Genomic DNA, 24,853 nt, shown 5'->3' with positions numbered 1-24,853 from the left:
GAAGAAATAAAAACAAACTTGTTCTTCATTCCAAATGGTAACAAATATAAAGAAAATTGGAAAAATTTCGATGTTTTCTGCACAAACATTGAAATTGATGAATCAAATATTCTTAGTCTCGCAGATCTATATAGGAGAAGATGGAACATAGAAAATTTTTATAGAGATGCTCAAGAGAATTTTATGATAAAAACGAAGACAGAGAATCCTATTATAAGGTTTTTCTTTTTCATATTTTCTGCTATCCTTTATAATCTGTGGTACTTTATAAGAGAATTTATTTCTATAATAGCTGAAAAGTGGAAAGATTCTATTCTTGATTTAATAAAGCAAAGAAAAGTTCTATGTAATATCAATTGTGCTAAAAGAATCGATGAAAAAATCATCAAAATTTTTTAATAATTTATCTCGAAAGTTATAGGACTATCTTTCGCTAATATTTTTATAGAGAAGAAATTATTTTTTGATTTTTTGTTTTCAGAACAATTAAATTAAATTGATAAAAAATTTTTTATTTTTTTTGCAAAAAATTTGATTGCAAAAATCAAAATCTAACACAACATTCGGAAATACTGCATATCTTTATTTCCGAGTGCTTAATTGAATTATTTTTGCAGTTCTTCTAAATCTTTAATTTAAGAAACACTTTATATCATTAAAAATTTCATTTTTTATCAAAAATCTTGGTTGAGTGAATGGAATAAAATCAAAGTCATATCTTATATCAATTAAGATAAGATTTTCTGGCTCAGCAAGTCCAAAATTTATTCTTTCTTTTTTCTCCAAGGATTTTTTTATATCCTCAATTTCACATCTTCCTTTCCCCACTTCAAGAATTGATGCCATGATTCTTCTTATCTGATTCCATAAAAAAAATTTTGCTTCAAAATCAAATTTTATTATTTTTCCCTCAGATACTTCTATTTTATCTATTTTTGCAATTGTCCTTTTCCTGTCTTTAACAAAATAGGCAAAATCATGTTGTCCTTCAAAAATTTTAACAGCCTCGACCATTTTTTTAATATCATATCCCATATCATAAACATAATACCTATACCTCTTACTTTTGCAATATCTTGGATTAAAATTTTCATCAACATATGCATAACCAAAAACCCATATTTTCTTGGAATTTTCAAATACTCTAAGAGCATTTCCCTTACAATTAAATGATATCACATTTGCAATTGCACTAACTCCTTTATCTGTTCTTGCAGCATATTGAAATCTTGCATCTTTTATATCTTTAACAAGCCCGCTTTTTTTTAGAATTTTTATTATTTCTCCCTCTACTGTATTTTTCCCTTTTTGCCTCGCAAATCCATCAAATATTGTCCCATCATAACCTATTTTTAGTGCTATGCGCATGATTAAAATATCAAATAGATATTTAAATTTATGAAGAAAGAGCATTTAAAACTGCTTTGCTGTCCATATTGCAAAGGAAATTTAATTTTAGAAATAGAGGAGGAAAATGAGAAGGAGATAATTAGTGGAAAACTCTCATGCAAAAAATGCGGGAAAGAATATGAAATAAAAAAGGGTATTCCTGTTATGATTTAAGATTTGCGCATGTTTCCTTAATTGCCTTTTCTACAAGGTCCATTGCATTATTCATTTGCTCTTCATTTATACAGAGAGGAGGTATATATCTTATCGCACTTTCTCCGCACCCAATCAAGAGAATGCCCTTTTTAAAGCATCTTTCAACAATTTCGTCTCTTGCTTTTGGAAAAACTTTCTTGCTCTTCTTATCCTTTACTATCTCAGTAGCCTGCATCAATCCTATCCCTCTCGCATCCCCAACTATCTCATATCTCTCAACAAACTCCTTCAATCTCTTCCCAATTAACTTCCCCTGCCTTTCCGCATTCTTAATCAATCCTTTTTCAAGTAATTCAATGGTTGCAAGCGAGGCGGCGCAAGCCAGCGGATTGCCCCCAAAAGTTGTGGAGTGGGCGCCCTTTACTCCAAAATCAATTTTTGAGGGGTAAATGCAGGCGGATAATGGCAAGCCCGATGCTATGGATTTTGCGCTTGTTATTATATCTGGGTGAATGCCAAAATGCTCGATTGCCCACATCCTGCCAGTTCTTCCAAATCCCGCCTGAATTTCATCATCAACAAGCAATATATTTTTTTCTTCCAGGAATTTCTTTAATGTTCTGAAGAAGTTCTTGGGCGGAACAACATAACCACCCTCTCCCTGAATTGGCTCTGAAAAAAGAGCGGCAACTTCATCGCTTGGGAGAAAATGCTTGAAAATATATTCAATATAATTTATTACTGCGTTAGTAAGTTCGTCTGGCTCCTCATAACCATCGATTCCAAAGGGATTGCGATATGGATTTGGATAGGGGATATGAACCACTCCAGGCATCCATGGGAAAAATCTCTGTTTATGGACTATTTTGCTTGCAGTTAATGCCATCGCGCCCATTGTGCGGCCGTGAAATGCTCCTATAAAAGATATGAAAAACTTTTTATTTGTGGCCCATCTTGTTAGTTTTATTGCACATTCAATTGCTTCAGCTCCACTATTTCCAAAATAAACTTTTTTATTCCATCTGCCTGGGGCAATGTTGCAAAGTTTTTCCGCTAAATCAACCTGAACCTGATAATAGTAGTCTGTTCCAGCAAAATGAATGAATTTCTCTGCCTGCTTTTTTATAGCTTCCACAACTTTTGGATGTGAATGACCAACATTTACAACCCCAACGCCAGAGACAAAATCAAAAAATATATTTCCATCAACATCTTCGAAGACAATTCCTTTTGCTTCCTTAACAACTGCGGGAGATGCTTTTGTTGTATTTGCAACATATTTTTCATCTTTCTCCATTATCCTTTTAGCATTTTTTCCAAGAAGATTTTTTATTAATGGTTTTTTTTCCTTTCCAGTTATCATATGGTTGAAATGCTTTTCTGTTTAAAAAATTTCCTGATATATGGAAAAATTTAAAGTTAAATCTTTAATATTTACTAATGATATATTCGAATTCATCTATAAATTCTTTCGAAACATGCCCATATAGATTTAAATTGATGTATGTCGACAGAATTAAGCCTGTGAGAAAGAGTATAGAAGCTTTTATGGGAAGCAGGGTTCATGAAGCACTTGAAAAATTATATAGAGATAAGATATATGAGAAAACATGCTCGCTAGAGGAATTACTGGAATTTTATAACAACAGATGGGAAAAAGAAATGAACGAGCAAATTTTTGTTGCAAAAGAATATGATATAAATAATTACAGGAAAATGGGGGAGAGATACCTAATTGATTATTACAATACTTACAAGCCCTTTGACGAAGGCAAAATAATTGCGTTAGAAAAGAGAATTGTATTTCCTATAAATGAAAATTACTGGATTGCGGGGGTAATTGACAGGGTCATGGAATTGGATGGAAAATATGAGGTTCATGATTATAAGACATCTATACATTTACCAACCAAGCAAGAGATGGAAAATGACCCACAACTAGCAATATATGCCTTATCTCTAAAATATTTTTATGATATTGAAGATGTTGAACTTGTATGGCATTTTCTCGCTTTTAATAAAGAAATAAGAATAAGGAAGAGCAATTATGAAGATGCCAGGAAAAATCTGATTGATAAGATAAATAAAATAGAAAGGGCAATAAAAGAAAATGAATTCCCAACTTCTGAATCTAGCTTATGCAATTACTGTGAATACCAGCAGATTTGCCCTATTTTCAGGCATAAATGGTATGAAGATGAAGACAGTTACTCACTCGTAAATAAATATTGGGAAATATGCAGTAAAATTTCCGAAATGAAGGAAATACAGAGACAAATCAGGGAAAGACTGATTGAATATGCAGAGAAAAACGGATTGGAAAGATTGTATGGTAGTGGAAAATTTGTTGATATTAAAAAATATAAAAACATATCTTTCAAGGAACAGAATAAATTAAAGGAAATTTTAAAGGAATGCAATCTTTACGAGAATTATTCAAAAATTGATTTAATATCTCTATCAAATGATTATATATCCAGAAATCTTCCAGAAATTATATATGAGAAAATAAAACTTTTAGCAGAGGAAAAGAAAGATGTGAGGGTTTATTTAAGAGAAATCGATGAATAACTATTCAACAAGAATTTTGAGTTTTTTAATTGCTTCAATTTTCTCTCTTTTTCCTATTTTTGCTTCTTCTAAACTCTGAATTAAAATGTTTGTTGATTCATCCATTGCTCTTCTATCCACGGGATAGGGCACCCCATCTTTTCCACCCACCGCAAATGAATATTTTACGGGATCATTCCATGAGAGAGGACATCCATAAATTATATCTGAGATATAGGCGAGGGCTCTTACAGTAGATGCTCCAACACCTTTTATTGCAAGCATTTCTTCGAAATTTTTCGGCTGTATTTCATATGCTTCTTTTAATGCATTCCAGTTTATTTTTTCTGGCATTTTTAAAGCGAGTATTTTTCCTTCAAGAGTTGATTGATAAGGTTTGCATGTTTTGATTTTCATAAACTGTTTATAAACCCATGCTGGCTTTTCTTTTGAAATCTCAACGCTCACCTTTCTTGCATTCTCGCTATTTCTATCTGTCATATTCAAAGCAATTCCTTTTTTTCCTATAATTCCTGCATGCGGCTCCTCTACAAAACTTTTAATTTTCCATATCCAGTGATATCTCCTCGCATACCTATTTTCTTTATTCATTCCCTGCTGAATTACAACCCATCTTCCAGCATCATCAAAAATTATTACATGATGATAAAGCCCATAGCCATCCTGAAGAGCCGCGCTATCAACCTTTGCAGTCATCCTGCTCGCATATGAAATTTTATCTCCAAACTCGCCACCTTTTTCCTTTATCTCTTCAATCGTTCTTTTTGCCATCCCTTTCCCGCCCGCCGCCTTTATGCCATGTTTTTCTAAGGCTTCTTTAAGGCAGGCGCAGGTAACAGTTGTGGTGCCAGATGAATGCCAGTCGTATCCGAGCACGCAAGAAAAACTCTGGAACCAGTAAGGATTTGAAAGTAGCTCAAGAAGTTTTTCTCCACCATATTCTTCAATTATAATTGCAGAAATGGCATCTGCTAATCTTACCATTCTTTTATAAAGCCAGGCAGGCGCCTTCCCATAATGTAGGGGTAAATCAGCTATACCAGTTTTTTCCACAATATTAAATTTTTTTTGGAATATAAATTTAAGGGAAAAGATATAAACTATAAATTTATTCATTTTCATGAAAAAGATTGTAGCAGTCATTGTTGTTTTTGCGATGTTCAGCATACACCTAGGCGATGTTAAATCCGAAAATAGATGCATTGATTATAGGGTTTTGAAATATAAATTTCCGTTGGGGACAAAAATAGAAAATATTGAAGTGAAACCATTGAATGTTAAAAAGACGGGTTCTTTTGATAAAAAATTTATAAGTTATAGAGTTGATAATTTTAAAGGAAATGAATTCTTTATGGAGTATGAAATTCCGCAGGAATGGCATGAATATAGCATAGGTGTGGGAATTGAAAAAGGAGAAAGATGCATATTTTTGAATGTCTATCTTTACAATAAGATATTAAGGGAAAATAAAATCTATGAAGCAGATAATTTTGATGTAAAAATTGATTATGTTTTGCCAGAAAAAACTGAAAGTGCCTCGCTATATGATTTCTTAATAATTTCACCAGATGCATGGCTGAGCGAGATTGAAGCATTGAAGCAGCATAAGGAAAGCAAGGGAATAAAAACAATAGCAGTGGGGCTAAATGAAATTTACAGTAGCAATGTAGCGAGAAATGGCAGGGATGATGCTGAAAAAGTGAAATATTTCATTAAAAATGCAATTGAGGAATGGGGAATAAAATATGTTATGCTTGTAGGAGGTAGGCAAGGAGGAATTTTCAAAGAGAGATGGCTAATGCCAGTAAGATATACAAATTTAGACGATCGCTCTGGGTGGGAAACTGGCTACTTGAGCGATTTATATTTTGCAGATATTTATAAATATGAAAATGGAAGCATTGTTTTTGAGGACTGGGACAGCAATGGAAATGGAATATTTGCTGAATGGAAAGGAATGAAAAAGGATAATCTCGATTTATATCCAGATGTTTATATTGGAAGAATTGCATGCAGGAACAAATATGAACTTAAAATAATGATTGATAAAATAATAAATTATGAAAACAAACATTTTGATGATTTTAATAAATTTATTTTGGTTGCTGGCGATTCATATGAAGATAGCCATAAATATATTGAAGGAGAGCTTGCTACATGGGAGGCATATAAATATATGCAGGATTTTGATGCAATAAAATTATGGGCGTCAGAAATTGATTTGAATTCAAAAAATATAATAAATGCAATGAATGAAGGGGCTGGCTTTGCTTATTTCTGCGGGCATGGAAATCCGATTAGCTGGGCAACGCATGAGCCATATAATTTTGAAGAATGGGAAGAGGGTTTGCAAATATTTGATATGCCATTTTTAAGGAATGGCTACGAATTGCCTATCGTAGTTATAGGAGGATGCCACAACAGCCAGTTCAATGTTAGCATATTCTATTCGTTTGATAAGGAAAGAGTGAGAAAAGGAGAGAATGCTCCAGAGTGCTGGAGCTGGTGGCTAACACGCAAGATAAATGGAGGGGCAATAGCAACAATTGGAAATACAGGACTTGGCTATCATGGAAGCGAGGATGAAAATAAAGACGGAATTCCTGATTATTTGCAAGTTTTGGATGGATGGCTTGAAATAAATTTCTTCAGGATATATAATGAAGGAATTGATATTCTTGGAATGCTTCATTCCCAGACACTGAAAGAATTTATAGATTATTTCCCTGGAGATGCAAACATGCCATTAAAATATATTATAGATGTAAAGGTTGTTCAGGAATGGCTTTTGCTCGGAGACCCAACTCTTAAGATAGGGGGCTATAGAGAATAGATTATTGCTGATACAATTATAAGTAGTATTGATGGAGGGAGAAGAAGCTTGTATAAATCTGTGAGTTTTGGTTTGAAATATTCATAAGTTAATACCAAACAGGGATGAACTGGAGAAACAAGATAGCCAATAAAAGAAGAAATATATAATAAGCTAACAAGTTTGCTGGTAAAAATAAAAGGGGATAATAAAGGATAAAGAATTGCAATCGCAGCCAAATTGTTAGCAGTAATTGCTCCAACAGAGAAGGAAATAATTGCAATCATTGCAATCGGATTGAAATTTGAAAGATATGAATATATTATCTCTGGAGCATTCATTGAAAATATAATATTTTTTAAGAGCATTATTTCAAATATTGCAATTAAAAGGCTAACAGGTGTGCCTTTTCTTAAAAAGGATATTTCTCTCTTCTTTGATATTATAGTTGCAAGAATTACTCCAATAGGAAGGGCAATTAGAAAAGATAAATATGTGCTTATAAAAAATGATAAAATTATTGCTGTTGAGACAGTAACTGCTATAGGAATAAGCGCGAAATAGTTTCCTCCTACTTCATTTTCTCTTTTGCCAGAAAATTTTTTAACAACAGGAATTGCTATAAAAAAACTCAATAAAAAAATTGGAAACTGCATTAAAATCAGTTTATAAATGCTCACCTCCGATAAATCAGAAATAAGCACAAGGGGAGTTGCAATCGGCAAAATTATAAACCATATGTGCCGATACCATAGATTAACAAAAGTTAGCTCATTTTTCTGCCCGCCTCCTTTATTTATCAGTGGCGCGCTCATCAGCGCCCCGCCAGGCACGGGGAGCATGCCAAGCAGAGACGGGATTGCAATAACCAAACCGCGGTAGGAAAGTTTTTGGCTTAAAAATTTCACAAGTTCTCCCATTGCGCCTCCTTCCTGTAGAATTGTGGATAACAAATTTATCAGAAAAATTATGATTATTAAAGCAATTACTGTCCAATCCGTTGCAGTTTTATATAAATTTTCTGGCAGATTTTTATAATCAAATATTGAAAGAATTATAATTCCAGCAAGAACAGATATCGCAAAATTTTTTCTTTTTGAAACTAAAAAGATAATAACCGAGAAGGATGCCAATATCGATAACAAAATCAGTAAATTGTTCATATTTCCCTTTTTTTCCCTCTTCCAAGCAATACAACCCTTGAGTCAATTCTTTCATCCTCTATTTTATAACCAATTAAACCAGCCAATTTTTCAGCAAATTTTCTTATTTCCCCATGACTTGGCATATTATTGCTTCTCATTCTTTCTCTTGAATATCCAACATGCATATATCCTTTTGGCTCTATAAACCATGCATCACTTTTCTCATCTATCTTCGCATATTCTTCTTCATATCCAAGATTCCAATGTCTCACCAATGTGTGCCTTATTACTGTTCTTGTATTCAGTGAGGGAAGCAATTCAATTGTTTCATTAATTTTTTTCCATCCATCTTTAATAAGGGGACAGCATAGCCTTTTGTATATTTCTTCATTTGGAGCAGAAATTGTAACATAAATTTGTTTTGGCAATGTATCCATTTTTTCAATTGCTTCTGGATTTGTCCCGTTTGTTACAAGAAAAGTTGTCATTCCTCTTTTATGGCATTCCTCAAAAAAATCGCTAAGGAAAGGATATAAAGTTGGCTCACCTGTAAGAGAGCAGGCGACATGCTTTGGCTCAATTGCTTCATTCCATTCCCTTATGCTAACTTTTTCATTCCCTTTATAACCGCTTAGCAGCCTTTTTTGCTCCTCAATGCTCTTTTCAAGTATAAATTTTGGCTCATCCGCCTCTTCCTTTTTTATTTCCTCGAGTGTAAGCCCCTGAAATCGCCAGCAATAGAGGCATTTCTGGGTGCAGTGATAGGCGGCTGGCGTCATCTGCAGGCAGCGATGACTTTCTATTCCATAAAATGTGCTTTTGTAACATGGGATTTTTTTAATCAATGCCTTCCTGAGCCAGTAACAGAGTTTTACTGCTGAGTGCTTTCCAACAACTGCATAACCCTGCTTTTTCAGTATCTCTGCAAAATCCTGCATAAATATCTGCATAAATATATTGGTTATTAAATTTATTTCTTCATCCTTGTTTTTCTGGAAATTTTTGCAACAAAACAGAGAAAAAGCAAAGACAGAGTTAGTTTCAGCGAAGTTTCAATCCTTGTTTTTCTGGAAATTTTTGCAACAGAAGAAAAACATATACAAATGTGAGAATTGCGGGCTGTTTCAATCCTTGTTTTTCTGGAAATTTTTGCAACTTGAACAATGATGTCGCCATTTTGAGACCTAACGGTTTCAATCCTTGTTTTTCTGGAAATTTTTGCAACAAGGATAAGAATATATTCGGAAAATTTGAAGGATTTTCTGTTTCAATCCTTGTTTTTCTGGAAATTTTTGCAACTTCAAACAAGAATACAGCAAATACATGTGAAGCCTTTGACTGGTTTCAATCCTTGTTTTTCTGGAAATTTTTGCAACTTCAAACAAGAATACAGCAAATACATGTGAAGCCTTTGACTGGTTTCAATCCTTGTTTTTCTGGAAATTTTTGCAACTACAGATTAACAAATAAACCGAATGGTTATTCCTTGGTAGCAAGTTTCAATCCTTGTTTTTCTGGAAATTTTTGCAACATACAAAAAACCCTTCCAAAACAGGAAGCCAGAAAACTAATGTTTCAATCCTTGTTTTTCTGGAAATTTTTGCAACTATGTATTCCGCCTCAATACGAAGGGCAAAAAATTCTAGTTTCAATCCTTGTTTTTCTGGAAATTTTTGCAACCCATTTAAACCAACCACCCAATATATGCGTGCGTGCGTGTGGTTTCAATCCTTGTTTTTCTGGAAATTTTTGCAACTTTGTAATAGGAAACATAATAAAATATGCATTCAGATGGTTTCAATCCTTGTTTTTCTGGAAATTTTTGCAACTTTGTTTGTAGGGTATCATGAATGGGCATGGAGTGCGAGAAAGTTTCAATCCTTGTTTTTCTGGAAATTTTTGCAACGTGGGAAAGGAAGGAAAATTTGTTTAAGGAATTAGAGGGTTTCAATCCTTGTTTTTCTGGAAATTTTTGCAACTTTTTGAAAGTTGGAACAATAGAAGGAAGGAAAGGAAAAGTTTCAATCCTTGTTTTTCTGGAAATTTTTGCAACACGAAAACATCACAGTGATAGTGGAAGAACATGTCTTTGAGTTTCAATCCTTGTTTTTCTGGAAATTTTTGCAACTTATAATAAAACAAGTAAGCAAAAACTCAGACAACATATATGTTTCAATCCTTGTTTTTCTGGAAATTTTTGCAACAAAAACAAAAATTGACGGAAAAAGGGCAATTGAAATTAGTTTCAATCCTTGTTTTTCTGGAAATTTTTGCAACACACCAGAGTTGAACAAGAAAATATATGACATGCTCGGTTTCAATCCTTGTTTTTCTGGAAATTTTTGCAACAAGATAAAAATGATATTGTTGGGTGTGTCCCCGCCCGTTTCAATCCTTGTTTTTCTGGAAGATTTTGCAACAAAACAACATGTCATACAACGCTTATGTGGCTGTTGATGTTTCAATCCTTGTTTTTCTGGAAGATTTTGCAACAAAAGATGGTAAAGGAAAATATGTTATATAGGGAATTGGAGTTTCAATCCTTGTTTTTCTGGAAGATTTTGCAACTCAATTTGCGACTTCAAAGACATATACTGCTATCGGAAAGGTTTCAATCCTTGTTTTTCTGGAAGATTTTGCAACTTTATTAGTTATGGCTGCACTCTGCAACATAATCAGAAGTTTCAATCCTTGTTTTTCTGGAAGATTTTGCAACAATAACAAAAGAAAGAGCATTAGAATTTTTTAAAAAGTGTTTCAATCCTTGTTTTTCTGGAAGATTTTGCAACCATCACTTTTGAGGCATACAATAGTCCGAGCAAGCCGGTTTCAATCCTTGTTTTTCTGGAAGATTTTGCAACATAGTGCAATACAAATTACTAAAAAATACCTAAAATTTTTAAGGTTTCAATCCTTGTTTTTCTGGAAGATTTTGCAACTAAATAAAATAAAAGTCGGAGGTGGTAAAAATGAAAAGTTTCAATCCTTGTTTTTCTGGAAGATTTTGCAACTCTGCTGATTTAATCAAAATTCTTAACCTTGATAAGTTTCAATCCTTGTTTTTCTGGAAGATTTTGCAACTTCGAAGTTGCTTCCAAGATAAAAATCCTTCAAAAATAAGTTTCAATCCTTGTTTTTCTGGAAGATTTTGCAACCCAATAGAGCAACTGCAAAAACACAGCATCTATGCAGGAGTTTCAATCCTTGTTTTTCTGGAAGATTTTGCAACGTGGGATGGACACCCGCCCGCAAGGGAGGTTAAGCATCGTTTCAATCCTTGTTTTTCTGGAAGATTTTGCAACAACACAAGAGGTATAGTAGGCAGTTATATTGCAAACACGTTTCAATCCTTGTTTTTCTGGAAGATTTTGCAACCTATTACGCATGCTTTGGATGGACAAACCTTACGAATAACACGTTTCAATCCTTGTTTTTCTGGAAGATTTTGCAACTTTTTTTTCTTTGTTTAGGAGTTTCGCTTGACTTTGTTTCAATCCTTGTTTTTCTGGAAGATTTTGCAACAAATTGTTATGAAATATGGATAAGAAGCAAGGGATATGAAGGGTTTCAATCCTTGTTTTTCTGGAAGATTTTGCAACATGGGAAATTCTCAAATGTAACTGATGTGCTTCCGTTGTTTCAATCCTTGTTTTTCTGGAAGATTTTGCAACTTGTGATACAGACAGGAGAGGGTAAATATATAGGAAGTTTCAATCCTTGTTTTTCTGGAAGATTTTGCAACCCCCGACTTTTTTCTCTTAAGCTGAATTTAATAGTAAATTGTCTTATCTTAATAAATTTTTTGGCTGGTCAAATTTTTTGGAAAAATTATTTATATTACTTCCAAAGTCCAGCCAAAATTAAAGCACAACATGCTCCTTTCCTTCCTCAATTTTTCCGATGGTAATCGCATTTTCTAAGCAACTTTTACAGAGATCAAATATATGAATTTTATCTTCCTTTCCTATATTTAAAGAATATATCTCTTTTAAAAGAGAATATTTATCTTTTATAGGAATAAGTCCTTTAAATGCACTATATTGAACTCTATGCAAACCATAGTATAGCAATAAATTTGAAAGAGTATTTCTAATATTATCATCTTGAATATCATAAACTACATAAATAAATCTCATCTCTTTCATCTATATTTAAATCCAACATATTTTTTATCCTTTCCTATTGCTTCCGCCATCTTCCTAGCCTGTTCATATATTATATCAAGAAATTCCATAGCTCTTCCTTCATAATTATATTTATCTTCAAACCTTGTATATAGAGCATCTAAATAACTTCTCTTAAGCTCATCCTTCATATAGCACATTCCATCCTTTATAAAAAAATCATCTTTCTTAACCCTTCCCCTAACAACCTCAGTTAAAACAACCCTATCAACTATTGGCTGTCTGAACTCCTCCATCAAATCATATGCAAGGGCTGTTCTATCCCTATAACTTTCATGATATATTCCTTCAAAAATATTCAGCCCAGCTAACATTAAAGCATAACTAACCCTAGAAAGTAAAACAGTATAACCATAACTGAGCAAAGAATTTATTCCATCTGTTGGCGGATGCTTGATCCTTGCTACAAATCCAAATTCTTCAGGAATTAATTTTCTTATTGCTGAAAAATACGCCCTGCTTGCCTCCCCCTCGCACCCCATCAAAGAAATTTTATCTTTGCAATTGTCACTTTCCTCTCTCCTTTTTTCTAAATATTCAATATCTGGGGAAAAATCTATTTCTCTGTTTTTCTCTATACTTTGCAACAATCTTATTTTATTATAAATCAGAGAATTTACAATTTCTTTAGACATTTCCAATTTTCTTTCTTCAGTTAATATTAATTGCTTTCTCCATAGCTCATTTATAAAATTGTAATCATCTTTTACAACTCTTGCAAAGAAATTTGGATTATGCTCCACAAAAACAATATCAACATTATTTCTTATGAGTAGCTTTACAACATTGCTTGTGATAGAAACTTCTCCCGCTATTATAAGTTGTTCTATCTCCTTAGGAGAAAAATAGAATTTCTCATCTTCCTTTTTTATAAAAATTATATTTTCCTTACTCTTTATTCTATATCCAAATCCAGATACAATAACATTTCTTAACCTTTTTTCAATCATTTTTAACCCTTTTTATTGTTCCGAAGCCATGAGAAACACCTTTTCCAATTCCAAGATAATCTGGAATTTTGAAATTTATCCTGAATTCTCCAGTAAAAGTAGTGTGAAAAATTCCTTTATATTTTACTATTTCTTCATTTAGCAATGAATGAGAATATAATTTTCCCGCAACAATGTAATCCAAACTTTTGCACATTGAAAGAATGTTTCCTATTAATATCCCATTCAAAAACTTCTTTTTTTCTTTCCAGTCATTTATTTCCTTATATTTTTTATAATTTTCTTGGTTTAATGCAAGCCATGGCAACAAAAACCTATACTTTATATTTTCTCTGCATTTACCAAACTCAGCATTTAATTGATTCATCTGGATAGATAATATTTTATACCTGCTTCTACCGAGTATTAATTCTTTTAGCCCATCAGATATATTTTTTAAAATCTCTACCCCTTCCTCAATTCCAACTATTATAGGTGTGTTTTCAATTATTTTATACTGAATTCTTGGATAAGCATATAAACTTTCATTTCCTCCAACATGATGATGAAGAATTATATTTTCCTTGAATTTATTCCCTATATACCCTCTTAGCATGCTAGCATTTTCTTTAACTGGCTTATCTGTCTTTAACGCAGTTATCAAAACTCTAACATTCATAGCTTTGGAAATTTTGATATTTCCATATATTCATTTAAATTTTCCAATACTTTTTCAGCAATTTCTTTTGCTTTATTAAATAATTTATATGCGCCCTCTCTACTAACTGGCTCAACGCCGTGAGCAAGAATAGAGAAATTCCTCTTTTTAAGCAAGTCCTTTAATTCCTTATCCTCAGCAACTTTTCCAACTTCATCATTTAAATCTTTTAGCAAATCATAGCATTCATTTAGAGACAATCTTATTATTCCTTTTTCATCCTTCTTTTTTTCATACTTTTCCATAATTTTTTGTTCTTTTATTTTAATTTCCAAATCACCCCATTTTATTTCAGAAGGGTTCAAATCATGTTCGGCTTTTAATCTATATTGAGCAATCATTTCTATAACCCTATACAATCTTGCAACCGCATCGTCATATTTCCCTTCTTCTATTCTACGAGAAGCGTTATTTAACAAGTCAGGAATTAAGAATTCCTCACGCACCTCCGCCTTACCCAGCCTTCCTAGAAAAGATTTGTTTGTATTCAGAATATCCATTTTTACTTTTTCCATCTTTTCTTTTGCTTTTTCGTGCTCAAATTTATCCCATAAGCTATATGCTTCAACAATTTCTTCATAATCCTTTTTTTCTTCCATCGCAACTATTTGCTTTAAATAATTTTTCGCATCTTCATACCTATAACTATTAAATGCTTCCTTGGCTTTTTCTAAAGCATATTTATTATAAGCAAGATAAAGATTTTGTTGCTTTATTTCTTCAGTTCCAGGAATTACAATCCCATTTTTACCTCTTTTTCCAGAAGTAAGAAACAATTTTTTCTGATAAAGCATCGCAATTATTGCGGCGGTTGTTGTCATTGTTTTAGTTCCAGATGTATAATCTACAACAATTTCCTCCTCTTTATATTCCTTTATCTTATTCTCCATTTTTTCATAGCAATCGTTAAAATCATCTATCTTATCTATTTTAACAAATTCATAATTTTCAAATTCCCTTTCCTCCTTTTCTAAATACTGCTTCTTTATCTCTTCTATTGTCCTTTTACTTTCTTCTGAGCCGAAAAACACGATCTTATCTGGTTTATGCTGTGAAATGGAATACAGAATACCGTGCGCCAGACTTTTTACTTTTTCTTCGCTTTCTCCAACTCCTGTTCCAACCGTAATAAATAATATTCTCATTTTCTTCCCTCCAACCTTATCCATCCTAAAGGATATTTTGGCTTATTGTCTTCAAAAATAATTCTTCTTGTTTTTGGAAAAGGTTTCACATACTCTGGATAATCTCTTCTTTTGCCCATTTTATATATCCTCCTCAATTCTTCTAACATTTCTTCATTGATCAATCCTCCAACTGTCATGCTCTGCCACCCTGCTCCCCACGACAATCTTAGCAATACACCATCTTTTTTCTTTAGCTCTTCATAGAAATTTATTACTTCATTTAATTCCCCTCCGACATTATATCTTTTGAGAAAATTTAATTCATAATCTATAAGCTCCTTGCTATAATCCTTGCATATTTCCTCAATATTTTTTAAATAAACTATTTTATCATCGAAACCCAACTCCTTAGAAACATCTTCTTTTGTAAAAAATTCATCAATTTTTATATCTGTCTCAAATTTTGTTCCTATTTTCAATGCCTCGATAAATATAGAAAAATTTTTCCAATAATAGCTTGAGGAAGTTGTGGATAAAATTTTAACCTCATCTATTCTCAATCTATCTATTGGAAGAATATTTCCATCTGATATCTGTATTGCTTTAAATAAGTCATATTTTGGATCCTTACCAAAAACATTTTTTTCTATTTCATCATCAACTTCTTCCTTTTTCTTCTTTATCTTCCCCCTTATAATTTCTTCAAAATATTCTTCCATTTCTCCGTATAATTCAGCATTATTTTTCAAAACATGCCACATTACAGCTGTCCTTATAGCCCCTTTTATTGAGCTTCCAGGAATATATAATCTTCCACCACTTTTTATAAATTCCTTCACATTTCTCCCTTTTATATTTTTTTCTGCAGAATTTGAAATATCGATCACATATTCCTTATTCTTCTTTGCCAATTCCTTATAATTCTCTATTTTAAATAAACCAAGTTTTATATCTTCAACAAAACCATCTATATCAAATTCCTTTTCCCTAAAAAGAGAATCCATATTTATTCTATAGAATTTTTTATCAACTAAATATTCAATAGAGGATAATTCTCTTCCGTTTCCAATATGGAGAGGAGAAATAACCTCAACTTCATATCTCATTTTTCACCCCTATTGGAAAAGCATATCCATATCTAAAAACATCATGCCTTCCTTCCGCCACCTTCACCATCCCACCAACGATTTTCTTATTGAATACAGAGCCTTCAACAAACATTCTCAAAAATTTCTTTCTTAAACCCTTTTCTTCTGGTGAATATACCCATCCTCCTCTGGTTATGTATTCAAAATATCCCTTTATTCCTTTCAATTCCTCTTTCTTTGGGCAATACATTGATAGGGTTAAAAACCATTCGCTTTTATTTTCATTGAATTCTATATCTCTTACCTTCTTTATTTTAAATAATCCTTTTCCATATGTTCTTTCTCCTCCAATTCCTTCATGCTCCATAACTCTTATCGTTGTTTCAATCTCTTTCCAATAATTTTCGTCTTTTAAGTCTATTAAGAAATGCAAGCCATTAAAGATTACTTCTCCCTGATAATATAGTTGAGATGCATTTGTTTTTCTATCTATGGTTACTCTTGCAACTTCCTTTTCTACCCATAATTTCTCTATCTTTTCTTTTGCTATCCCTTTCCCATCCACCGTTACCCACTCCTTTTTAACCTCTATTTTCCCTTCCTTGATTAATTCTTTAAAAATTTCTTCACTAACAAACTCAATTTTCTTTAATTTTTTATTTAATATTTCATCGTCGCTAACTAACTTTGAATTTTTAGGGGTGGGAAAGAATAAAGTGCCATTAACTGCTGGAAATGCTGAAGACAGCAGGAATGGTGGTTTGGTTGTAAATTCTTCAATTAGTTTTTTAAGCTCATCTTCTCCATATAATATTCTATAAACATTGCAAAAAGCGCTGAATAAAGTATCAGATGGGACATAATGCAAGGTTTCTTCTAAACTACCTTCTTTATTTCCTATATGAAATGGTGTAATTGTTTCTATTTCGCATACTTTATATTTCATCTTCTCAGCTGATATTTTTCCTTATTTCTTCAAATTTCTCAACAATCTTATTTGGAGTTTGCAATTCAGCGTTTATCTCTTTTTTCTCCTCTATTTTTCCTTTTTCATAATCTTCTTTTGAACACCAATAAACTTTTATTCCTTCAAACCTAACTTTTCCATATCCTCTGCTCCCAGAAGAGCCAAGATAATCATGCTCTAACAACTCCATACCTTTGAAAACATCCTTCAAGTTGTTTTTATCTTCCTCACTGAAAACATTGTAAATCATCTCAAAATCAAATTCTGCCCCAGCAGGCACCCTTTCCATCTGGCGGGGGTTTGCAGCAGATGTTATCCTATCAATGACATTTTCAGATTTTACTTCTGTATATTTAAAGTCCATATTTTTCCTCATCTCATCAGTTATACTATCTTCAATTAGGAAAGCATCTCTTACAATAAGACGAGTTGGCTCGCTAAAATCTTTTTCTCCTGGTAATCCGAATATTTTGCATACAATGCATTTTTGATACTCCTCTTTATTTTCACATATGTGGATTCTCGCTTTTCCTAAACTCACATTCGGTTTTTTTCCACTTGCTTTTTCTAGCAGGCTCCTCATTTTTCCTTTGAGAGATGAGCCTGGAATGTATGGTTTTCCAAAAGCGTCTTTTATAACTGGATTATCTACTCCTCCTATTTCCATTTTTCCTCCCCCGCTACCTATAGCCAAACCAGTTTCGGCTTTTATCTTCCCCCTTATTATAATTTTTCCCAAAAGATTTATCTCTTCCATTTTATCACCTCTAATCTTTTCCTCCATAATATTTATGGTATGCTAATATTGCCTCAAAGAAATTCTTGAAATTTTCAAAATATTTTTCATCATTTACCTTCCTGATCATTCCATCCAAGATTTTCTGCAGACCTCCTATATCCGTTAATTTTCCCTTATGTATTGTCCCTTCTTTTCCAGCAATATATGCAAGCTTTGCCCTCAAAAGTTGCAATTTATATTTGTCAAATTCACGCATTCCTACAACCTCGCTATAGATGTTCCTTATCTGAGATGTTGTAACACCTTTTGATATCTGCTCTCCAATTTTTTTGGCGTTTTCAACTAATTTTTCTCCATCTCCTCTCAATATTTCATCCATATCTCTCTCAACTTCTTTTATTAATTCCTCCATATCTTTATACACTTTTTATCACCTCCTTTCTCTTTTTAGATATTCGCACCACCTAACAGCGATATCTAAATAATCTATATTTTCCCTAATTTTTCTTTTAAATTCTTCTTTATCTTTTATTTTCTCTCTGGCCAAGGTATAAGCAAGTAACCACCTCCATCTTCCATATCTCCCATCATATTTTGCTAATTTTTCTCCTTTTTTATTTGCGGTTTCTTTATAAATATCATAAATTCCATACAATTTATGTAAAAGTCCTTTTGAAACGCCATTTTCCAATTTTTTAAATATCTCATCTTTTAATTCCTTAACTTTTTTAAAATCATCCCATTTTATCGCTTTTCCTAAGAAGGCAATTGCATCCTTTCCTTTAATATTTTTAGCTTTTCTTTCTAACTCTTCTCCAGCCATATCAGCGGTCCTATATATAGGATATTTAACTGATGGGGCTATTGAAATTCCTACGGAAAGAGTGATATAAGGATTTTCGCAAGTAAATTTTCTAAATTCTTCATAAATTTTTTCTGCTAATTTAGGCAAAACATCCCAAGAACCAACTATAAAGAAATCGTCGCCTCCAGAATATATTCCATATATTTTATTTTTATATTCTTCGCATATCTTATTCATCCATCCTTTGAAAAAGAAAGAAAGCATGCTGCTTAGAGTAGATATTCCCGATATAGTTGCATCTTTTCCTAATCCTTTAGAAAAAATAAGACCCAGATTATCTACATCTCCTCTTATAACCCCCCATCTTTCTAAACCCTCTGCATTTTCTGCTAGCTTTTCAAGTTCTTGAGAAGGAGTTATTAAATAAAACTTGTATCCCAATGGATAAGGAATATCTTCAACAAAATTTGTATCATTAATCTTATAAATAATCTTAACATTCTCAAAATTTTCTATGGAATTGCTGAAAGCTAATTTATAACCAAATTTGATAAATGGAATATTCCATCCTTCTATTTTATCTTCTTTACTTTTTTTCATTATGATGAGATATTTTTTCCTTATCTCGTCAGCAAGCTCCTCAAAACCTTTGCATATCTTGCATTTTACAATCTTTTCTTCTTCCTCCTCCAATATTTTATCCCCACTACTGGTTATAGGCTCACCACATACTTGGCATATATCTATTGCTTCAACTGGCTCAAAAAGATTTATCTCTTCCATTATTTCCTCAAATCTTTTCTTCTTTCTTTTTCCTAACAAGTCAGATAGCTCTTTTAACTTTTTTGGAAAATTTCCTGGTCTAAAATCCAGCGGGGATAGTTCTACACTCTCTATTGCAAGATATAATCTTCCCTTATGCACTTCAAATAATTTCAAAGAGATATCTTTCCTTAACTCATCTATATTAATTCCTGTTGGAGCTAGGATGTAAAAATGACCACCCGCACAATAGATAAGATTTGCTATCGATAAATCCAATTTATCCAATATATAGAAAGCTATTATTTCATCCAGTAATTCTAAATAAAAAGAGCGGCCCTTTAATCCTTTTGCCGCCCTTTTTGAAATAATTGTATATATAAACTTCTGTATTCCTGATATATCTCCTCCAATTAACAAAAATTTTCCATTTTCTAAAACTTTTTTTTCTTCATCATTTAATTCTTCCTTTTCCTCACTCTTTTTTAAACCACTTAACAAATTATCTAAGTATTTAATATCCGCATTTTTATAAAGACAATCCGCTATTGCACAACTCATTTTTGAGTGATCAAAAAGAGAAATATCTGGTTTGGATTTATAAACTGCTGATGGAATAAAAGAAGTATATTTTTGGAGCAGGTAATAAAGAGAAATAAATAGAGCATTTAGATCTTTTTTATTCAAATTTTTAACTTCTTTACAGAATACATTCCATAAATTCTTATAGTAAGATTCTAAATCTTTTATCTTATCTTTTTCCGTGGGATAAAAAATATTTTCAACTGAATAAGATAAAGGAGGAATATATCTATTGTTCCCACCCTTTTCATCCTCTATCTTTTCATCTACTATTTTTATTTTAGAAAATATAGAAAGCATGGGTGTCTCCTTTCTTTTCCTTTCTTCTTCCTCCTTTGTCCTTTCTCCAGCAGCCAACCAATCAGCAGCAACTAAAATTTTTAGGAATTTATATTCCCTCCCCATGTATTTTTCATAATCATGATGCGATCCTGGCAGAGTTGTTATGCCTTCAAGATAGGTATTAATAAATTTTTGGCTTAAATCTTGATGGACCCCTCCTTCGCCTGCTCCCTGCCAGAATTTTCCAATATCATGTAAAATAGATGCGATGCGAAGTAACCATATTTCTTGATCTCTCCCCATCGAAACAAATAGATATTCTGATATATATAGTTTATCTTAAAACTTAAAATTTGTTTTCTTCCAAAACCTTTAAATTCGCTTATTTATATTTATCTATGGTGGATATTAGAGAAAGAATTGAGGAGGACAGGGGGATTTTGAAAAAAATACAGCTGATTATTCCAGGATATGAGGGATACAGGCGCAGGGAAGATATAAGAAAAGCTGATAACTTGCTTCGCAATCAGCTTGCTGATAAACTGAAAATTGCAAGAAATGATATTGAGGATTTAAGGAGAAATCTTGTTTATAAATATGAAACAAAGAATCTTGAAAAAATAGGTAACCTGCTTAATTATTTCCAGAAGATAGATGGCCAGCTTCGCCATGCTGAGCATGGCTATTCTGGAATTTCGCCAGCAATAAGAATAGGAGAAGATGAATTGAATAAGTTATATGAATTTGATTATTCAATGGCAAAAATTATTGCTGATATATCAAATGAGACAGCAAAAATAAAAAGTATGGGCGAGGAAGAAATTCCTGAGGAAATTGAAAAAATAAGAGGAATGCTCGAAGAATTTGAGAAAACATTTAAAAATCGAATGGTTTATATTACAGGAATAGAGGTGTAAAATGTTATTTGGAGGAAGTAAAAGGACTGATGCAACAGCAGGAGGCAAGGAAGGAATAATAGGGGCAATGACAATTGCATGGGACGATGCATATAAAAGAAATTTCATAATGTGGAAGGTTCCAAGGAATATACGCTTAAATGATAACATAGTTGTAAGAGAGGATGAAATAGCAGTATTTTATAGAGATGGAAAGGTTCTTGCATATTTGGATAAGCCAGATAGATATGCATTAACAAGCCAGAATGCCCCAATTTTAGGAGGACTTATAAGAGCTTTATCAGGAGTAAAACAGCAGGCAGAAGTATATTATATACAGAAGAAGGTTTTTGATGGTAAATTTGGAAGCAAACAGCCATATCAATTTAAGGATAAGGAATTTGGAATTGTAAATTTGCGTGTATTTGGAGAATTTCGCTATAAAGTGCATGACCCAGTGAATTTTATTAATCAGTTTGTAGGCACACTTAATTATCAGACAAGTGAGGAAGTAGAGGAAAGAATAAAGGAGCAGATGGTTTTGCTTGTATATGATGCAATAGGTCATTTAAAGGAGAAGGGAATGGGAGTAACAGAACTTGCCCCAAATTTAACAAACATAGAGCAGATTGTTCTTGAAAAATCAAAAGACCACTTTGGAATGTATGGAATTGAAATAAATAAGGTATCAGGCTTATACATAAATCTCCCAGAAGAAGTTCAAAAAGCAGTCGATACAAGAGCAAGCATGCAGGTTTTAGGAGCAAACTACTTGCAGTATCAAACAGGGCAGGCAATGAGAGAAGCAGCCCAAAACCCAAGCGGTGCAGCAGGCGCAGGCGTTGGCATAGGCGCTGGCATAGGAGCGGGCTATGCAATGATTGGGAGCATGGCGCAGGCAGCCCAAGCGGCGCAACCCCAGCAGCCCCAACAGCCGAGCAAGGCATGTGTAAAGTGCGGTGCAATAATTCCAGCTGATGCAAAGTTTTGTCCGAGCTGTGGGGCAAGGCAGGAGAAGATTGAATGCCCCAACTGTAAAGCATCTTTGCCCGCTGATGCAAAGTTTTGCTCAAATTGTGGAGCTGCTCTAGGAAGCAAAAAATGCCAGAATTGCAATGCTGATATTCCAGCAAATTCAAAGTTTTGCCCAAATTGCGGGAAGAGTGTGTAAAATATGGCAAAGATAAAGTGTCAGAAATGTGGGGCAAGCATTGAAATAGATGCTGGCACAAAGTTTGCTAAATGCGAATACTGTGACTCGCAGATGTATATAGATAAAAGCGGTGTTGGCTTCTTTTACATAGTTGAACTCAAAACAGATGAAAATGAGGCAAGGGGCATATTTAAGAGATGGAGTGCTGGCTCTGCAATGGCAAAGGATTTGGAAAGCGAGGCAAAAATAGTGAAAATGATGCCCCAGTATTTTCCTCTATACATGTTTAAGAGAGATGTTGATGGGAAAGAAGTTATTTATTTCGAGCCAGCAAAATCCACGAGTTTGCCTGGAATGCATGCATTGAAAATACCAGCGGGAGACATGAAAATATTTGATCAGAATTATAAAATTGACCCAAAAATAAATTTAATACAGCCAGATTTAGGAATGGATGCTTACTTAAACAATCTTCCTGGAAAAGCAAAAGAGCAAGCTTTAGTATTTTTCCCAATATGGTATATTGAATATGATTATAAAGGAAATATTTACAATGTTGTAATAGATGCTTCTTCTGGCCAAGTATTCTGCGAGAAATTTCCAACAAGAGAAAGCTTTCCTTATGTTGCGGTTGCTTTCATTGGCTTCTTTTTATTCTTGGTTTATGGCATTATTTCAGCTTTCTGGAAATTGAAATATGGGCTAATTGGAATGGCTGTAACAGCCCCTCTGCTATTCCTTGCTTCATATATGGTAGCAAAAAATATGTGAGGTGAAAAATGGAAATATCAATTGGAATTTCATGCCCCTCGTGCGGAGGCGCCCTTGATGTTGAGGAAGGAAAAAAAGTTATCTCATGCAAATATTGCAATGCGGTGATATGGATTGAGGGAGATGAGGGTGTTTATACTGTTATGTTTGCAAATAATGTTAAAAAAGACACAGCAATATCTCTTCTCCATGAATGGTTTGGAAAAAAATTGAAGGCAAGGGATCTTAAAAAAGTTGCTGAAATAACTGAGATATTTCCAATTTATTTGCCCTTCTGGCGTATAAAAGCAAGAGCTGCTGGATGGGTTTGTGGATACAGGGAGGAGAGGCACTATGATGCTTCAAGAAAAACAACAACAGTAAAAAAGGTTCCTATGGAAAAAATGGTTTTTCGTGACTTTGACTGGACTGAAATTGCATGTGATGCGGGAGATATTGGAGTAAAATATCTTCGCAATCTTCAAGGAAATATCATCCAAGCAAATATTGAACAAATTCCAACATTTGAGGTAACAACTTCAAAAACCGATGCATTTAATTCAGGCATTGAGAAAATAAGACAGGATGCAATAAGAAGCGCAGGAGTTGATAATATAACATTTCACAAGATGCATGTGATACCAAAATCCTTCATGCTAATCTATTACCCCATATGGATTGCGAGATACAAATACAAGGAGAGAATGTATTTTGCCACAATTGATGGCGTAACTTCAAAGGTTATTGCTGGCAGGGCGCCAGGCGATGCGCTTTATCAAGCTCTGATTATGACAGGTGGGGCAATTGCTGGCGGAATGGTATCATCATTTGGCATTTGGACAATTGGAAGTTCAGCCGAACTCGGAATTTTTGCCCTTATTGCTGGGTTCATTATCTTTATTGCGAGCTATTTCTTCTTTAGGCATGGGAGTGAGATTGTTGAGGGAGATATAGAAAAGAAGTATGGCTTATCTTTAAAATCGATTAAAAATATAAAAATTGATGCACCAGGAAATATTTTTGGAGGAGGGAAAATATGAGGATTGTTCATGTTAAATGTCCAAAATGCAAAAATTTATTTTTTTCAAAAAAAACTGATATGGCTTTTATTTGCGAAAATTGTGGAGCATTGCATATAAGGGAAGATGAAATAAAAATTTTTGATTATGAATTCTGGAGGTTTTCAAAGAATATGGAAGGAGAAAAATATTACATGCCTTTCTGGAAAATGGATATATCAATAGATATCCGTGAAAGTAAGGTTGTTGGAATTATGAAAATTGCGAATTTATTTAAGGATAAATCCGGAAGAACATCTATTTATATTCCTGGAATTGATCTCCCACCGGAAGAATTCAGGCATTGGTCAAATCTCCTAACATTCAACCCGCCTAATTTTGAGATTGAAAAATCTACAAAAATTGAGAGAATTCCATTAGCAATAGGTGAAAAAGAAGCTGAAAAACTTGCTGATTTTCTAATCCTTACTTATGAGGCTGAAAAACCAGGAGTTTTGCAATATATAGATTATGAAATGAAAATAAATGAAAGGAAAATTGTATATGTTCCAGTTTATTTGTCGAACAATAAATATGTAATTGGGGTATAGCAAGTTTTTTTAATTCCTTTTCCATTTATCATCATGAAAGCGTTAGCAATTGTAATATCTATTATAATGATTGCTCCTGTGGCAGTTCAAAAAAGCAATGAAAATATCTTTGCTGGCTATACAAATTTTATTTATAAAGAGGGCTATCCAGTTTTGCCATATAAATATGAAACATATGTATTTCCGTTT

At 33.1% G+C, this 24,853-nt stretch carries 24 protein-coding genes and 1 CRISPR repeat array; of the genes, 10 read left to right on the top strand and 14 right to left on the bottom strand.

What is annotated here, in order from left to right; genetic code table 11:
• Window positions 1-18 precede the first annotated feature (18 nt).
• A complete protein-coding gene (locus tag H5T45_04235; protein MBC7128924.1) occupies window positions 19-399 on the top strand; it encodes a transposase in 381 nt (126 codons plus the stop codon).
• 231 nt (window positions 400-630) lie between these two features.
• Here H5T45_04235 and truA read toward each other — a convergent pair whose 3' ends face one another.
• On the bottom strand, window positions 631-1,368 hold the full coding sequence (gene truA, locus H5T45_04230) for a tRNA pseudouridine(38-40) synthase TruA (protein ID MBC7128923.1): 738 nt from the start codon (window positions 1,366-1,368) through the stop codon (window positions 631-633).
• 30 nt (window positions 1,369-1,398) lie between these two features.
• On the opposite strand from truA, the gene H5T45_04225 reads away from it, so the two are divergent.
• Window positions 1,399-1,563: a Trm112 family protein gene (locus H5T45_04225; protein ID MBC7128922.1), complete on the top strand. Its 165-nt coding sequence runs from the start codon at window positions 1,399-1,401 to the stop codon at window positions 1,561-1,563.
• Here the strand turns inward: H5T45_04225 and H5T45_04220 are convergent.
• Window positions 1,553-2,908: an acetyl ornithine aminotransferase family protein gene (locus tag H5T45_04220; GenBank protein ID MBC7128921.1), complete on the bottom strand. Its 1,356-nt coding sequence runs from the start codon at window positions 2,906-2,908 to the stop codon at window positions 1,553-1,555. The two genes, H5T45_04225 and H5T45_04220, sit on opposite strands and share 11 nt — an antisense overlap.
• A 77-nt stretch (window positions 2,909-2,985) precedes the next feature.
• Between H5T45_04220 and H5T45_04215 the strand changes: the two genes are divergently transcribed.
• Window positions 2,986-4,116 (top strand): PD-(D/E)XK nuclease family protein, encoded by a 1,131-nt coding sequence (locus H5T45_04215; GenBank protein ID MBC7128920.1) that lies wholly within the window; start codon window positions 2,986-2,988, stop codon window positions 4,114-4,116.
• On the opposite strand, the gene H5T45_04210 is transcribed toward H5T45_04215, so the two are convergent.
• Complete coding sequence (locus tag H5T45_04210; GenBank protein ID MBC7128919.1) at window positions 4,117-5,169, bottom strand: DUF763 domain-containing protein; 1,053 nt, start codon at window positions 5,167-5,169, stop codon at window positions 4,117-4,119.
• A 67-nt stretch (window positions 5,170-5,236) separates the two neighbouring features.
• On the opposite strand from H5T45_04210, the gene H5T45_04205 reads away from it, so the two are divergent.
• A complete protein-coding gene (locus H5T45_04205; GenBank protein ID MBC7128918.1) occupies window positions 5,237-6,949 on the top strand; it encodes a hypothetical protein in 1,713 nt (570 codons plus the stop codon).
• Here the strand turns inward: H5T45_04205 and H5T45_04200 are convergent.
• The 11 genes from H5T45_04200 to cas10 all read right to left on the bottom strand — a co-directional run bounded on the left by H5T45_04200 (window position 6,937) and on the right by cas10 (window position 20,559).
• Window positions 6,937-8,091: a DUF401 family protein gene (locus H5T45_04200; protein MBC7128917.1), complete on the bottom strand. Its 1,155-nt coding sequence runs from the start codon at window positions 8,089-8,091 to the stop codon at window positions 6,937-6,939. The genes H5T45_04205 and H5T45_04200 overlap by 13 nt on opposite strands.
• Entirely contained in the window at window positions 8,088-9,011 is a 924-nt protein-coding gene (locus H5T45_04195; protein ID MBC7128916.1) for a 4-demethylwyosine synthase TYW1, read from the bottom strand. Before H5T45_04195 ends, H5T45_04200 begins: the two co-directional genes overlap by 4 nt.
• 36 nt (window positions 9,012-9,047) lie before the next feature.
• A CRISPR array of direct repeats spans window positions 9,048-11,815; the repeat unit is 24 nt; unit sequence GTTTCAATCCTTGTTTTTCTGGAA.
• Window positions 11,816-11,933: 118 nt separating this feature from the next.
• Complete coding sequence (gene cas2, locus H5T45_04190; GenBank protein MBC7128915.1) at window positions 11,934-12,218, bottom strand: CRISPR-associated endonuclease Cas2; 285 nt, start codon at window positions 12,216-12,218, stop codon at window positions 11,934-11,936.
• A complete protein-coding gene (gene cas1, locus H5T45_04185; protein ID MBC7128914.1) occupies window positions 12,215-13,207 on the bottom strand; it encodes a CRISPR-associated endonuclease Cas1 in 993 nt (330 codons plus the stop codon). Before cas1 ends, cas2 begins: the two co-directional genes overlap by 4 nt.
• Window positions 13,200-13,865 carry a CRISPR-associated endonuclease Cas6 gene (locus tag H5T45_04180; GenBank protein ID MBC7128913.1) on the bottom strand — a complete coding sequence of 222 codons (666 nt, stop codon included), beginning with the start codon at window positions 13,863-13,865 and terminating at the stop codon, window positions 13,200-13,202. The genes cas1 and H5T45_04180 overlap by 8 nt, the downstream gene beginning before the upstream one ends.
• A complete protein-coding gene (locus H5T45_04175; GenBank protein ID MBC7128912.1) occupies window positions 13,862-15,049 on the bottom strand; it encodes a TIGR02710 family CRISPR-associated protein in 1,188 nt (395 codons plus the stop codon). Before H5T45_04175 ends, H5T45_04180 begins: the two co-directional genes overlap by 4 nt.
• On the bottom strand, window positions 15,046-16,137 hold the full coding sequence (csm5, locus tag H5T45_04170) for a type III-A CRISPR-associated RAMP protein Csm5 (protein ID MBC7128911.1): 1,092 nt from the start codon (window positions 16,135-16,137) through the stop codon (window positions 15,046-15,048). The genes H5T45_04175 and csm5 overlap by 4 nt, the downstream gene beginning before the upstream one ends.
• The gene (gene csm4 / locus H5T45_04165) at window positions 16,127-17,065 is read right to left on the bottom strand and encodes a type III-A CRISPR-associated RAMP protein Csm4 (protein MBC7128910.1); all 939 of its coding nucleotides are present in this window, start codon (window positions 17,063-17,065) and stop codon (window positions 16,127-16,129) included. Before csm4 ends, csm5 begins: the two co-directional genes overlap by 11 nt.
• A 4-nt stretch (window positions 17,066-17,069) precedes the next feature.
• Complete coding sequence (csm3, locus tag H5T45_04160; GenBank protein MBC7128909.1) at window positions 17,070-17,843, bottom strand: type III-A CRISPR-associated RAMP protein Csm3; 774 nt, start codon at window positions 17,841-17,843, stop codon at window positions 17,070-17,072.
• A 10-nt stretch (window positions 17,844-17,853) separates the two neighbouring features.
• The gene (gene csm2 / locus H5T45_04155; GenBank protein MBC7128908.1) at window positions 17,854-18,249 is read right to left on the bottom strand and encodes a type III-A CRISPR-associated protein Csm2; all 396 of its coding nucleotides are present in this window, start codon (window positions 18,247-18,249) and stop codon (window positions 17,854-17,856) included.
• A 6-nt stretch (window positions 18,250-18,255) separates the two neighbouring features.
• Window positions 18,256-20,559 carry a type III-A CRISPR-associated protein Cas10/Csm1 gene (cas10, locus tag H5T45_04150; GenBank protein ID MBC7128907.1) on the bottom strand — a complete coding sequence of 768 codons (2,304 nt, stop codon included), beginning with the start codon at window positions 20,557-20,559 and terminating at the stop codon, window positions 18,256-18,258.
• A 95-nt stretch (window positions 20,560-20,654) separates the two neighbouring features.
• On the opposite strand from cas10, the gene H5T45_04145 reads away from it, so the two are divergent.
• The 6 genes from H5T45_04145 to H5T45_04120 form a co-directional block, all read left to right on the top strand.
• Entirely contained in the window at window positions 20,655-21,173 is a 519-nt protein-coding gene (locus tag H5T45_04145) for a hypothetical protein (protein ID MBC7128906.1), read from the top strand.
• A gap of 1 nt (window position 21,174) precedes the next feature.
• The gene (locus H5T45_04140) at window positions 21,175-22,323 is read left to right on the top strand and encodes an SPFH domain-containing protein (GenBank protein ID MBC7128905.1); all 1,149 of its coding nucleotides are present in this window, start codon (window positions 21,175-21,177) and stop codon (window positions 22,321-22,323) included.
• Window positions 22,324-22,326: 3 nt separating this feature from the next.
• Window positions 22,327-23,076, top strand: a complete 750-nt coding sequence (locus tag H5T45_04135) for a zinc ribbon domain-containing protein (protein ID MBC7128904.1) — start codon at window positions 22,327-22,329, stop codon at window positions 23,074-23,076.
• Window positions 23,077-23,084: 8 nt separating this feature from the next.
• Window positions 23,085-24,095 (top strand): hypothetical protein, encoded by a 1,011-nt coding sequence (locus H5T45_04130; protein MBC7128903.1) that lies wholly within the window; start codon window positions 23,085-23,087, stop codon window positions 24,093-24,095.
• On the top strand, window positions 24,092-24,664 hold the full coding sequence (locus tag H5T45_04125) for a hypothetical protein (protein MBC7128902.1): 573 nt from the start codon (window positions 24,092-24,094) through the stop codon (window positions 24,662-24,664). Before H5T45_04130 ends, H5T45_04125 begins: the two co-directional genes overlap by 4 nt.
• A 33-nt stretch (window positions 24,665-24,697) precedes the next feature.
• The coding region (locus tag H5T45_04120; GenBank protein ID MBC7128901.1) for a hypothetical protein at window positions 24,698-24,853 on the top strand (156 nt) is incomplete at its 3' end.

This window comes from Thermoplasmatales archaeon (assembly GCA_014361245.1).
GTDB lineage: Archaea > Thermoplasmatota > E2 > UBA202 > JdFR-43 > JACIWB01.
The sequence above is the reverse complement of the archived record's forward strand: the minus strand, read 5'-3'. Positions and strand labels throughout refer to the sequence as shown.

Coding starts and splice junctions, on each gene's coding strand:
- truA (MBC7128923.1), bottom strand. CDS start 1,368: ATGCGCATAGCACTAAAAATAGGTTATGATGGGACAATATTTGATGGA.
- H5T45_04225 (MBC7128922.1), top strand. CDS start 1,399: ATGAAGAAAGAGCATTTAAAACTGCTTTGCTGTCCATATTGCAAAGGA.
- H5T45_04220 (MBC7128921.1), bottom strand. CDS start 2,908: ATGATAACTGGAAAGGAAAAAAAACCATTAATAAAAAATCTTCTTGGA.
- H5T45_04215 (MBC7128920.1), top strand. CDS start 2,986: ATGATATATTCGAATTCATCTATAAATTCTTTCGAAACATGCCCATAT.
- H5T45_04205 (MBC7128918.1), top strand. CDS start 5,237: ATGAAAAAGATTGTAGCAGTCATTGTTGTTTTTGCGATGTTCAGCATA.
- H5T45_04200 (MBC7128917.1), bottom strand. CDS start 8,091: ATGAACAATTTACTGATTTTGTTATCGATATTGGCATCCTTCTCGGTT.
- H5T45_04195 (MBC7128916.1), bottom strand. CDS start 9,011: ATGCAGGATTTTGCAGAGATACTGAAAAAGCAGGGTTATGCAGTTGTT.
- cas2 (MBC7128915.1), bottom strand. CDS start 12,218: ATGAAAGAGATGAGATTTATTTATGTAGTTTATGATATTCAAGATGAT.
- cas1 (MBC7128914.1), bottom strand. CDS start 13,207: ATGATTGAAAAAAGGTTAAGAAATGTTATTGTATCTGGATTTGGATAT.
- H5T45_04180 (MBC7128913.1), bottom strand. CDS start 13,865: ATGAATGTTAGAGTTTTGATAACTGCGTTAAAGACAGATAAGCCAGTT.
- H5T45_04175 (MBC7128912.1), bottom strand. CDS start 15,049: ATGAGAATATTATTTATTACGGTTGGAACAGGAGTTGGAGAAAGCGAA.
- csm5 (MBC7128911.1), bottom strand. CDS start 16,137: ATGAGATATGAAGTTGAGGTTATTTCTCCTCTCCATATTGGAAACGGA.
- csm4 (MBC7128910.1), bottom strand. CDS start 17,065: ATGAAATATAAAGTATGCGAAATAGAAACAATTACACCATTTCATATA.
- csm3 (MBC7128909.1), bottom strand. CDS start 17,843: ATGGAAGAGATAAATCTTTTGGGAAAAATTATAATAAGGGGGAAGATA.
- cas10 (MBC7128907.1), bottom strand. CDS start 20,559: ATGGGGAGAGATCAAGAAATATGGTTACTTCGCATCGCATCTATTTTA.
- H5T45_04145 (MBC7128906.1), top strand. CDS start 20,655: ATGGTGGATATTAGAGAAAGAATTGAGGAGGACAGGGGGATTTTGAAA.
- H5T45_04140 (MBC7128905.1), top strand. CDS start 21,175: ATGTTATTTGGAGGAAGTAAAAGGACTGATGCAACAGCAGGAGGCAAG.
- H5T45_04135 (MBC7128904.1), top strand. CDS start 22,327: ATGGCAAAGATAAAGTGTCAGAAATGTGGGGCAAGCATTGAAATAGAT.
- H5T45_04130 (MBC7128903.1), top strand. CDS start 23,085: ATGGAAATATCAATTGGAATTTCATGCCCCTCGTGCGGAGGCGCCCTT.
- H5T45_04125 (MBC7128902.1), top strand. CDS start 24,092: ATGAGGATTGTTCATGTTAAATGTCCAAAATGCAAAAATTTATTTTTT.